Here is a 13,446-nt window from a genome sequence, read left to right as displayed (position 1 = left end):
TTTTTATTTAATATCTACTAAACTATTTATTAAAGTGATTATATATACTTTCTGCCACTGACTTGTTGATTTCACTTGCTTCCATTAGTTCATCTATAGTGGCATTTTTAATTTTATTAATATCTTTAAAGTGTTTAAGAAGGGCTTTTCTCCTCTTATCTCCTACACCTGGAATTTTCTCTAATATTGAATAAATAGATTTATCATCCCGCAAGCTTCGGTGATATGTTATAGCAAAACGGTGAGCTTCATCTTGAATTCTAGTAATAAAGTTCAATAATGGAGACCCCTTCTCTAGAAATATTTCTTCACCTTTATATATTAATCCTCTAGTTCTATGTTTATCATCTTTAACCATTCCGCAAATAGGAATATCTAGATTCAAACTATTCAATGATCTTTGAGCACTGCTAACTTGTCCTATACCTCCATCTATCATTATAAGGTCTGGAAATAGAGCAAACTTACCTTCATTTAGAGTAATAGTTTCATTAATAATATTCTGAGTTTCCTCTAATCCTCGTCTAAACCTTCTTAGAATTATCTCTTCCATACTCGCGTAATCATTAGGCCCTGTAACTGTCTTTATTTTGAATCTCCTATAATTCTTCTTTGAGGGCTTTCCATTCTCAAATACAACCATTGAGCCTACAGATTCTACTCCCTGTATATTTGATATATCAAAGGCCTCTATTCTATCTGGACTGAAGTCTAAAGCAAGCACATGCTGAAGCTGCCTCTTAATTGTATCAAAGTTCTCTTTTTCCTTTCTTTTCATCTCCTCAATTTGCTTAATCCTTATCTCTGCATTCTTTTCAACCATTTCTACTAAGGATCGCTTATGACCTTTCTGAGGGACTTTTATCGTAACCTTACTTCCTTTTTTCTTGGATAACCATTCCTCAATTACATCCTGGTCATCCACCTTCTCCTGAACAAGAATCTCCTTTGGAATTACTATTGCCTCACTATAAAACTGTTTTAAAAATGAAGATAGTATATCACCAATTCCCTCTTCCTCATCAGTCTTAGCTGTAAAGTTTTCTCTTTGTAGTAACTTTCCTTTTCTTATAAAGAATACTTCTATAAAACTTTCCTCTTCATCCTTCTTTATAGCTATAACATCTTGATCTATTTCATCGGTTGTAACAACTTTTTGCTTTTCAAATATACTGTTTAGTGCCATAAGTTGATCTCGATAAATAGCTGCATTTTCAAAATCCATCTCTTTTGATGCGAGAAACATCTTTTCCTCTATTTTTTTTATTAGCTCATCCTGTTTCCCATTAAGAAATAGAATTATATCATCAATTAGCTGATTATATTTTTCTTTATCAACCTTCCCAGTACATGGACCTATACATTTTTTTATATGATAATACAGACAAGGCCTTTCGCCCCTATCAATCGACTTATTTATATCCCTTTTACATGTTCTTATTGGAAATAATTTATGGATAACCTCTAGAGTCTCTTTAATTGCACCTACATTTGTATAAGGACCAAAGTATTTCGACTTATCCTTTACAAACTGTCTAGTCATAAATACCCGAGGATATTCCTCATTAATAGTTACTTTAATATATGGATATGTTTTATCATCCCTTAATAATATGTTATATTTAGGTCTATTCTTTTTTATTAAATTACACTCTAAGATTAATGCTTCTAGTTCTGTATCCGTAACTATATATTCAAATGAGTTAATATTTGAAACCATAGCACGTACCTTAGGCATTTGATTTTTTAAGGATTGAAAATATTGCCTAACCCTATTTTTTAAAGAAATAGCCTTGCCGACATATATTATTTTATCATCCTTATCCTTCATTATATAAACCCCTGGTTTATCCGGTAGTATAGCTAACTGTTCCTTTATATTAAACATCATCTTCACCTCCTTAAAAATTGTGCCATTACATGCTATAATGCATCCGTGTATAACTATATATACATTTTGACAATACTCCTAAAAAATGAATTTAAGGAGGTATACTATGAAAAAATACTTTGCTATTATTTCAATATTAGTTTTTCTGTCTTTTGTGTCAACCTTTGCAGGTGAACTATATGAGCAAATTACTGTATATTATAATGATATCAAAATTAAGGTTGAACAAAAAGAAATTGATTTAACAAACCAGAGTTTTATTTATAAAGGGCACATATATGTACCTTTACGTTACTTAGCAGAATCCCTAGACTACGAGGTAAAGTGGAGTAGTTCAAATAAAACTACTACACTTATTAAAAATAAAGTGGATAAATTAAAGCCAACGAGTGGAGAAACCTTTGTTTATGGACAGATATTAAAAATGAATTATTTAGATGGGGTTATAACTTTAGAGCAACATTTAGACAACGAAACTAGAGATTTATATGAAAACTTAAAAGTTCAAAATAATGCAATAGTATTATTAAATAGAAACAAGAAAGAATTTACTGTAGAACTTTCCGATGTTAAGGTTGGTGATATGGTTGGACTAATTATTAATGAAAATAATGTCATAAGCGGTATTATAATCTTTACATAAGAATAGCAAAAATCCTGGCCACGGGTTTCTACATCCCAAAATAGTATAACAATATTTAACGGTGTACATAAAAAAAGGATTGCCTGTCATTATCCAGGCATCCTTTTAATGTTTAAAGTCATGGTAAAAGTTCTATAAATTACTTACCAACACTCTTTAATTCCTTATACATATTTTTTTGAAGTTTAAAACAATAAGACATAATTTTCTGCTCCATACTATTGTCTAGCCCTACAAACTCACAACCTATTTCAAATGTTTTTCGATCTAGACTTTCTAGACAACGTAGTACTTTAATTGTAAGCATTACAGGTTCATTATCTAGTAACATTTCAAAAACTAATATTGAACCTAGGGGTAGAGATGAGTGACTATTTATTCGTACTCCACCTGAACTTATTTCTGTTAGCTTCACTGTATAATATTGATCTATATCTACTTTCTTTTCATTAAATCCTACAAAACAACAATTAACATATAGATCAATTGGAGACCTAACATGTTTCCTTCTTTGAAGAACTCCTATACTTTCATTCATTGGTATTGCAAGATACAATCTATTATTTTTAGACCCTAATATTATAGTTTCAAACTTTATTGTCTTAATATCCCCTGGGATAATACAAGTTGCATTTCTAACTGCATTTTGAATATAGGTACCATCAATAATTATTTCTAGCAAAGTATCATCAATGTTGTCAATTATGCCGTAAATGCTAATATTAGACGGATCAAGCTCTATATCTATTTTTATTTTATTACCTTTTTGTATGAAGTCATTAAGCATTGTTTTCCTCCATGTAATCTTTTAAGGTAATTTTACTATAATTTGCTAATTTAGCATATAGGCAAATAATCTTATTTCATTAAATATTTTTGTAGATATATACCCGTGTAAGATTCCTTAACTTCTACAACTTCTTCTGGAGTTCCATTAGCAATAATCTTTCCACCTTCATTTCCACCCTCTGGCCCTAAATCTATAATATAATCCGCAGTCTTTATTACATCTAGATTATGCTCTATAACTAATATTGAGTTACCACCCTCTACTAGTCTTTGTAAAACTATTATTAGTCTATGAATATCGTCTATATGCAGTCCTGTAGTGGGCTCATCGAAAATATACAAGGTTTTTCCAGTACTTCTCTTACATAATTCTGAAGCTAATTTAATCCTCTGAGCCTCACCACCTGATAATTGGGTAGATGGCTGCCCAAGTTTTATATAGCCCATACCAACATCATATAAAGTTTGTAGCTTTCTTTGTAATTTAGGAATATTTTCAAAGAACAATAATGCCTCTTCTACATTCATTTCTAAAACATCAGAAATAGTTTTGCCCTTATATTTGACCTCTAAAGTCTCCCGATTATATCTTTTCCCTTTACATACTTCACAAGGTACATACACATCCGGTAAAAAGTGCATTTCTATTTTTATTATACCGTCACCCTTACAAGCCTCACACCTTCCACCCTTAACATTGAAGCTAAATCTACCTTTCAAATATCCTCTCATTTTTGCATAGGTAGTTTGTGCATAAACATCTCTTATATCATCAAATAGACCTATATAGGTTGCAGGATTAGATCTTGGCGTTCTACCGATTGGTGATTGATCAATATTTATTATTTTATCGATATGTTCTAAACCTTTAATATCCTTATGGTTCCCTGGCTTAGCCTTTGCACCATTTAATTCCTGGGCTATTCTTCTATATATAATTTCGTTTACTAATGTACTCTTTCCAGAGCCGGATACACCAGTAACACATGTGAATATACCTAGGGGTATGTTTACATTAACATTATTTAGATTATTTTCATTAGCACCTAGTACCTGTAACCACTTTCCATTTGGCTTACGTCTTTCTGCAGGTACCTCTATAGACTTCTTACCACCTAAATATTGTCCGGTTATTGACTCTTCACAAGCAATAATATCATGAACTGTACCCTGGGCCATAACATTACCACCATGAATTCCTGCTCCTGGCCCTATATCAATTATATGATCTGCCTCAAACATAGTATCTTCATCATGTTCAACTACAATCACAGTATTCCCTATATCAGTTAAATGCCTCAAGGTCTTTAGTAATCTATCATTATCTCTTTGATGCAACCCAATGCTAGGCTCGTCTAATATATATAATACTCCAACTAAACTAGAACCGATTTGAGTTGCTAGACGAATCCTTTGGGCTTCGCCCCCAGATAAAGTCCCTGCATTTCTTGATAGGGATAAATAGTCTAAACCTACATCCTTAAGGAAGTTTAGTCTTCCTTTTATCTCTTTTACTATTTGTTCTGCAATAAATTGTTTTCTATCATCAAGCAGTAGGCCATTCATATAATTTACTGCTTCCTTAACTGACATTTGTGTAACCTGAAATATATTATGATTCCCAACAGTTACTGCTAAAGCCTCTTCCTTTAATCGGGCCCCTTTACATTGACTACATGGGCTTTCACTCATATACTCTTCGATTTTTTCTCTAGAGTAATCAGAATTAGTTTCCATATAACGTCTTTCTAAATTAGGTATTACCCCCTCAAAAGGAGCAGAATAAATCTTTAGTCCATTATACATAGACTCAAATTCAAACTGTACTTTTTTTCCTGATGTTCCATAAAGTAAATCTTTTATAAAATCCTCTGGTAAATCCTTAACTGGCATATCCACGTCAACATTATATTGCTCTGCTAAACTAAATATCATCTTGTAATAATATGTGTTCTCATTGTTACCAGTGCTTCCACTCCATGGATCTACTGCCCCTTGTCTTAAAGATAAATTTTTATTAGGAATAACTAAATCTTCATCAACGATTTTCTTATGTCCAATACCATTACACTCGCTACAAGCACCAAATGGGCTGTTAAATGAAAACATTCTTGGGGCCATTTCCTCGATCCCAATACCATGCTCAGGACATGCAAATTTCGTAGAGAATAAAAGTTCTTCTCCACCAATAACATCTACTTTTACTAAGCCCTCAGACATTTTCAATACAGTTTCCGCAGAATCTGCTAATCTCTGAGCTATCCCCTCTTTTATAACAATTCTATCGACTACTACATCTATATTATGCTTTTTATTCTTTTCAATTTTTATATCATCATTAATATCATAAACTTCCCCATCTACTCTTACTCTAACAAAACCAGACTTTTTAATTTCTTCTAAAACCTTTGTATGTTCTCCCTTTTTACCTCTTATGACAGGGGCTAACATTTGAATCTTAGTCCCTTCTTCTAATAGTAGTATTTTATCTACAATTTGCTCTACTGTCATCTGACTAATTTCTATTCCACACTTAGGACAATGAGGAGTACCTACTCTAGCAAATAGAAGCCTTAAATAATCATAGATTTCTGTTACAGTACCTACTGTTGAACGGGGATTTTTACTCGTAGTTTTTTGGTCTATTGATATTGCCGGGGAAAGGCCTTCAATATATTCAACATCTGGCTTCTCCATTTGTCCTAGAAATTGTCTAGCATAAGCTGACAAACTCTCAATATATCTTCTTTGACCCTCAGCATATATAGTATCAAAGGCTAGGGACGATTTTCCAGAACCTGATAAACCTGTTAAAACTACAAATTTATCCCTAGGAATTTCTAAGTCTATATTCTTTAAATTATGCTCCTTTGCCCCTCTTATAATAATTTTATCTCTGGCCACTTTTTTTCCTCCTAGTAGATTTTAAACTTTTTTCTTTAAGTCTTTAATCTTATCCCTTAACTCAGCAGCTCTTTCAAATTGCAAATCTTCCGCTGCCTGTCTCATCTCAATTTCCAGCTTTTTAATTACATTATCTAAATCAACTAAATCTTTAATTTCACTTTCTTGATAGCCATATATAGCCTTATCCTCTGCTACCTTAGTAGCCTCTATTATTTCTCTTACTTTCTTCTGAATAGATTTTGGCTTAATATTATGCTTTTCATTATGTTCGTGTTGTATTTTCCTTCTTCTTTCAGTCTCATCAATTGCCCTTTTCATTGAATCCGTTATTTTGTCAGCATACATAATAACGGTTCCTTCAACATTTCTAGCAGCACGACCTATTGTCTGAATTAATGAGGTTTCTGAACGTAGGAATCCCTCTTTATCTGCGTCAAGTATAGCAACTAAGGATACCTCTGGTAAATCAAGTCCTTCTCTCAACAGATTTATTCCAACTAATACATCATGAACTCCTAATCTTAGGTCTCTAATTATCTCCATTCTTTCTATAGTGTTAATATCAGAATGAAGATAAGTCACCTTTATATTTAGCTCTTTCAAGTAATTAGTAAGGTTCTCTGACATCTTCTTAGTAAGTGTTGTAACTAAAACCCGTTCATTTTTTTCTATTCTCTTGTTTATCTCTCCAACTAAATCGTCAATTTGTCCTTCGATTGGTCTTATATCTATAACAGGGTCAAGTAAACCTGTAGGCCTTATTATTTGCTCAACTACACTTTCACTTTTTTCCATTTCATAAGGGCCAGGGGTAGCACTTACATAAACAATTTGATTTACCATCCCTTCGAATTCACTGAAGTTCATTGGCCTATTATCATAAGCAGACGGAAGTCTAAAACCAAAGTCAATCAAAGATGCTTTCCTTGAACGGTCTCCAGCATACATAGCTCTTATTTGAGGTATTGTAACGTGAGACTCGTCAATTATAATTAAATAATCATCTGGAAAGTAATCCATTAATGTAAATGGTTTACTTCCTGGGGCTCGTCCAGTAATGTGTCTAGAATAGTTTTCTATTCCCTGACAGAAACCTACTTCCCTTAGCATTTCTATATCATAACGAGTTCTTTGTTGAATCCTTTGAGCCTCAATAAGTTTATCATTTTCAACGAAGAACTTTACCCTCTCTTCTAGCTCTTCTTCAATATGCTTTATTGCAACTTCAATTTTGTCTGCTCCTGTTGCATAATGAGATGCTGGAAAAATTGAAATATGACTTCGAAGACCAATGATTTCTCCAGTTAATGAATTTACCTCTGTCATCCTATCAATCTCATCTCCAAAAAATTCAATTCTTATTACATTTTCAGTAGATGATGCAGGAAATACTTCAACTATATCTCCTCTTACCCTAAAAGTACCTCTAACAAAATTAATATCATTTCTTTCATACTGTATATCAACAAGCTGTCTTAATACTTGATCACGATCCTTACTCATTCCAGTTCTTAAGGAAACAACAAGTTTTTTATATTCCTCAGGATCTCCTAAACCGTAGATACAAGAAACACTGGCTACTATAATAACATCTCTTCGTTCTAATAAAGCTGATGTTGCTGAATGACGAAGTTTATCTATTTCATCATTTATAGAGGCATCTTTTTCGATATAGGTGTCACTTTGAACCACATATGCCTCAGGCTGATAATAATCATAATAGCTAACAAAGTATTCCACTGCACTTTCTGGAAAAAATTCCTTAAACTCTGAGCATAATTGTGCCGCTAAAGTTTTATTATGTGCTATTACTAATGTTGGCTTTTGTACTTTTTCAATTACATTTGCCATTGTAAAGGTTTTCCCAGAGCCCGTTACTCCTAATAAAGTCTGATGTTTAAGATTGTTTGTAATACCTTTACTTAACAATTTTATTGCACCTGGTTGGTGACCTGTTGGCTTATATTCAGAATGTATTTTGAATTGGGTCATGGCATATCTCCCTCACTTTTCTCAAGAACATTTGTTCGCAATCTATATTATATCCTTACTAAAATTTAATGTCAACACGGCACTTTCTGCTATCATTTATTATACTATTTTACATAGACAACTAAACCTTAATTGATAATTATATCATTATTAATAAAATAGTACATATAAAAATTTTACCAGCGTATATCACTGAAATATATTATATAAATTAGAATGAGAGACCCTTTAAACCTCAGGTCTCTCGTATAATTAAAGCTTTTCTTTAAGCACTTCTATAGCTTTTTTTAATTGTGTATCTTTACTTCTGTCAACAACAGTTTCAGTTCTAACCTCTTCAGGCAATTCTACTGATATATGAGGATCAATCCCAGTTCCATGTATATTTATTCCCTTTGGTGTGAAATATTCAGAAACTGTATACTTAAATCCGCTACCGTCATTTAATGGCTTCACCTGTTGTACTAACCCTTTTCCAAATGTAGTGCTTCCGATTATGGTACCTCTATCAACATCTTTAATAGCACCTGCTAAAATTTCCGATGCACTTGCACTTCCCTTATTAACTAGTACTGCTAATGGAATATCAATATGACTTTTTTTAGACTTTTCTTCCACCCTTTTACCTTGTCTATCCTCTGTATAAACAATAACCTGTTCACCTAGTAATTCATCAGCAATTTCTACACATTGGCTTAATAAACCACCCGGGTTATTTCTTAAGTCTAAAATTAGCCCACTAATATTTTTTTTCATTAAATCATTTAGATGATTTTTGAAATCCTTTGCTGTTTGCTCATCGAACATAGAAATACGTATATATCCAATATTATTCTCTAACACGTCTGAACGAACTGTTTTTAATCTTATTTCTTCTCTTCTTATTTGCACATCAAATGGCTCATTTAAGCCTTCTCTCACTATACCTAGCTTAACATTGGTGCCAGGCTTACCTTTCATTAATTCAACTGCATCTTCTAACCTATTTCCTGAAACCAGAGATCCGTCTACTGAAATTATTTTATCTCCAGTTATAATCCCAGCTCGCTCTCCAGGAGTATCCTCAATAGGAGAAACAACTGTTACCAGTCCATCTTCCCCAGGTGTAACTATAACACCTATACCGCCGTATGAACCATGGGTTCTTGTCATCATTTCTTTAAATTCTTTTTCTGTCATATACGCCGTATATGGGTCTCCAACACTTTCAAACATACCGATAATAGCACCCTCAACAAGGGCCTCTTCATCTATTTCTTTGTAGTAATTATTTAATAAATAGTCTTGCAGTGTAAATAACTTATTATATTTTTGATTAATTTCTGTATAATAATCGAATGTGGACCTAGTAATTACTACTTTTTGGCCCATTTTAACAGCCACTAAGTTACCAATAGTAAAGTTTAGGAGCGTTGTTACTAGAACAATTACAATAGCGCCTATTAAGGCTTTTCTTTTACTGATCATTTTTTTCTCCCCTCATTTAAAAACATTTACTGTCTTAATATTTTATTATAACCTAATTGCCATTATACTAAAAATATATAACAAATCTAATTATAACAGAATTTCCACAATGAGATAATTTTTTTTATAATTCATTTAAACAAAAGATGCCCTCTATAGGGCACCTTCTATCACTAAATAAGCTCTTCTTTTATTAGTTTTTCTAAAAATCTGTTAGTTAAATCATCAGTAGTTCGTTTTTCAGTAAATATCTGTCCATTTCCAACTGTCACTAAGTTTGCCTTCTTATCTGTAAAATTAAAACCATTTTCATATAAAACTGGTGAACAAGTAACTGGCCAGTAATTAAACATTTTTTCTAAATCTACTTTAAAATACTCATTATGAACCGACGCGATTTTATTTAAAATATCTTTTGAGTGTTTGTAAAGTAAATTAGTACCTAAAGTATTAGCAAGCTTTACGATTAATTGCCAGTTCTCATATCCATGACTAGGCTTTATTACTTGATTCAATTGTTGTATTTTTCTCTCTGAATTTGTATAAGTTCCTCTTGATTCTAAAGGTGAAGCTGCTGGGAACACAACATCTGCTTGTTTTGCAGTTTCAGTTAAAAATACATCCTGTACCATTAAAAACTCAAGACTACTTAAATCAAAATCTTTTATATCTTCACCAAATACTAAAAGTCCTTTAATATTGTCATTCTTTATTTCTTCTTTTATCGTATCTATGTCAGCTTTAATACCAATATCACGAAGTCCTTGACTATTACTTTGAGGTTTTAATTGAATAATCCCTCTATGAGGCTTCCCTATATGACCAGATAGCACACTTAGATTTCCTATAATTCTAGCCGCATCCTCTGTAACATCATTTTGTCCAAATACTATCATTGCTTTTTTAGAATTTTTATAAATTGCAGCGATCTCTTTTGCAATTTCTCCAGGTATAATTGATTCTAAGTCTTTCTGTAACTCCTCAAATCCATTAGCATTACTTGGCCTACATCCTAGATCAATTAAATGTTTTTGTACTTCCTTCAATAAAGATATATCATCATTATCTTCGATAGCTAACTGTGCCCATTGGTCTAAGAATGTTGCCTTCGAACTTATTGATATTAGTTTTGCTCCGGCTTTTACTGACTCTTTTATTTTAACACCAACGATTGTGTGTTCTTTAATAAGATCAGAGCCAATAACAATAATAGTTTCTGTAGACATTAATTCATCTAATGTATTACTTGAAGCATCGTATCCCAAAACATTAATAATACCACCAGATTTACTATTAAATGACGTAATATTATCAGTTTTTAATACCTTTTGACCAAATTGTGTAGCTAAGAAAATTTCCTCATTTGTATATCTATCTGATAAAGATAGGGCTAGAGCATTACTACCATAAAGTAAAGATAAAGCTTGGGCCTTTTTGGCAGTATATAGTAATGCCTCCTCCCATGAAACTTCAGTTAAAACATTATCCTTCCTAATTAAAGGCTTTGTTAGCTTTTCAGGGCTCTGAGCAATGTTAAAACCAAATCTCCCTTTAACGCATAGTAGTCCTTTTTCGAGTCTATCAGAATTAACCGGAACTGCCCTAATTAATAAGTCATCTACAGAGTTTATATTTATTTCACAACCCACACTACAATAGGAGCATATAGTATTTGTTTCTGTTGGCTTAACAGGTACTGATTTTTTTATCATAAGTCTTTCCTGTAGTGCCCCTGTTGGACATACTGTAACACATTGTCCACATGAAATACAGTTTGTTTCTTTTAATGGCGTATCTAGTCCTGGTTTTACAATAGTATCAAATCCTCTATCAACTAAACCAATAGCCCCAACACCCATTACATCTTCACAGGTACGGACACATAGGCCACATAGAATACATTTATCTGAATCTCTAACAATAAACGGATGCTTATCATCAGATTTACAATTATGAACTTCACCCTCAAAGGCTTTAGGCTGAGCATTATATTCATTTGCATAAGCAACAAGTTTACATTCAAAAACATCGTGACATCCACACTCTAAACATCTCATAGCATCGGCTACTGCTGCTTCCTCACTATATCCAGTAACTACTTCTTCAAAAGAGTTCTTTCTAACCTTCGGACTTAAGTGAGGCATATGTGGTCTTTTCATCATTTCAAAATCTAAGAAATCCTCTTTAGTCAAATGTTGCTCTGAATAAATTGGCTTCTTGTAAGGTATGTGTTCACCTTGAAGATATGCATTAATAACTTCTGCTGCTTTTTTTGCATCTCCAATTGATTGAATTGCTATACGATTGCTACTATTAACTGCATCTCCACCTGCGAATACACCAGGAATATTTGTTTGGAAAGAGTTCGAATCTACTTCAATCATACCCCATCTTGAAAGACCAACACCAGTAAACCCTGCTGCATCAACGTCTTGACCTATTGCAACTATTACGGAATCTACTTCAATAATTTCTTCCTCACCAACAATAGGTACAGGACTTCTACGACCAGAAGCGTCTGGCTCCCCTAGCTTCATCTTTTGCAGTCTAATTCCACAAACCCTTCCGTCTTTTTCTAATATTTCCATAGGGTTAGATAAAAACTTAAAATTAACTCCTTCTTCTTCCGCTTCAAGTATCTCAATGTCATCAGCTGGCATCTCTTCTTTAGTTCTTCTATAAATTGAAGTTACTTCCGTAGCTCCCAATCTAATACTTGCCCTACACGCATCCATAGCTGTATTACCACCGCCTACTACAGCAATGCGGTTACCAGTCCTAATAGGCTCATTCATAGCAAATTTAGTTAAAAAGTTTATACCTCCAATAACACCCTCTAGATCTTCCCCTGGACAATTAATACCAGAGCTAATCCATGCACCTATGGAAATATATACAACATCAAAGTAAGATTGGATATGATTAAATTCTATATCTCTACCTACTTTAATATGGTTTAACATTTTAACTCCCATTTTTTCGATTATACCTATTTCTTTATTTAAAATCTCCTTAGGTAATCTATATTGTGGGATACCATAGCGTAGCATACCACCCATTTGAGGCATTTGATCGTAAATTACTACCTTATGACCCTCTTGAGCTAAATAATATGCTGCAGTTAAGCCCCCAGGCCCACCACCAATAATAGCAACACGTTTTCCTGTAGACGGTTTAATCTCTGGTATAAAAGCAGAGTCATCCTTTAAATCAATATCTGCCACAAAACGTTTTAACCAGGCAATTGAAATAGGCTCATCTAATAAACCCCTTCTACAGGCACTTTCGCATGGATGTGGACATACCCTACCAATACTTGCAGGTAGCGGTAATTGTTCTTTAATAAGTTTTACTGCCTCTTCGTATTTACCATTAGCAATTAGTCCAACATAGCCTTGACAATCTGTATTACCTGGACAGGCAGTAATACATGGGGGACGGCAGTCCCCTGCATGGTCTGAAAGTAATAGTTCTAAGGCAAGTTTTCTTGACTTCTTAACTCTTTCAGTTTTAGTTTTAATTATCATGCCACTTTCTATTTTCGTAGCACATGCACGAAGTAATTTAGGTACTCCATCAACCTCTACAACACAAATACCACATGATCCGTAAGCTTCAACTCTTTCATCATGGCATAAAGTCGGTATATCTATATTATTGGCAGTAGCCGCTTCTAAAATGGTCATGCCATTCTGTGCTATCACTTCTTTGCCATTTATATTTAATCTAACGTCCATAATAAGCATTCCCCTCAACT

The 13,446-nt window shown here is 33.2% G+C and carries 7 protein-coding genes; 1 reads left to right on the top strand and 6 read right to left on the bottom strand.

Translation table 11 applies throughout. The features are described from left to right. Positions 1-22 precede the first annotated feature (22 nt). Entirely contained in the window at positions 23-1,888 is a 1,866-nt protein-coding gene (gene uvrC, locus HZR23_RS08005; RefSeq protein ID WP_132847559.1) for an excinuclease ABC subunit UvrC, read from the bottom strand. Positions 1,889-1,997: 109 nt separating this feature from the next. Here uvrC and HZR23_RS08000 point away from each other — a divergent pair, with 109 nt between their 5' ends. Further along, positions 1,998-2,534: a stalk domain-containing protein gene (locus HZR23_RS08000; protein WP_165913609.1), complete on the top strand. Its 537-nt coding sequence runs from the start codon at positions 1,998-2,000 to the stop codon at positions 2,532-2,534. Between the two features lie 139 nt (positions 2,535-2,673). On the opposite strand, the gene HZR23_RS07995 is transcribed toward HZR23_RS08000, so the two are convergent. The 5 genes from HZR23_RS07995 to HZR23_RS07975 form a co-directional block, all read right to left on the bottom strand. Next, a complete protein-coding gene (locus tag HZR23_RS07995) occupies positions 2,674-3,321 on the bottom strand; it encodes a flagellar brake protein (RefSeq protein WP_132847483.1) in 648 nt (215 codons plus the stop codon). 71 nt (positions 3,322-3,392) lie between these two features. Continuing rightward, the gene (gene uvrA / locus HZR23_RS07990) at positions 3,393-6,227 is read right to left on the bottom strand and encodes an excinuclease ABC subunit UvrA (RefSeq protein WP_132847484.1); all 2,835 of its coding nucleotides are present in this window, start codon (positions 6,225-6,227) and stop codon (positions 3,393-3,395) included. 21 nt (positions 6,228-6,248) lie between these two features. Then, positions 6,249-8,222, bottom strand: a complete 1,974-nt coding sequence (gene uvrB / locus HZR23_RS07985; RefSeq protein WP_132847485.1) for an excinuclease ABC subunit UvrB — start codon at positions 8,220-8,222, stop codon at positions 6,249-6,251. A 252-nt stretch (positions 8,223-8,474) separates the two neighbouring features. Next, positions 8,475-9,689, bottom strand: a complete 1,215-nt coding sequence (locus HZR23_RS07980; protein ID WP_132847486.1) for a S41 family peptidase — start codon at positions 9,687-9,689, stop codon at positions 8,475-8,477. 173 nt (positions 9,690-9,862) lie between these two features. Then, a complete protein-coding gene (locus tag HZR23_RS07975; RefSeq protein ID WP_132847487.1) occupies positions 9,863-13,426 on the bottom strand; it encodes a molybdopterin-dependent oxidoreductase in 3,564 nt (1,187 codons plus the stop codon). Between the last annotated feature and the right edge of the window lie 20 nt (positions 13,427-13,446).

The organism is Serpentinicella alkaliphila, assembly GCF_018141405.1.
Taxonomy (GTDB): domain Bacteria; phylum Bacillota; class Clostridia; order Peptostreptococcales; family Natronincolaceae; genus Serpentinicella; species Serpentinicella alkaliphila.
This window is presented reverse-complemented; position numbering and strand designations above follow the sequence as displayed.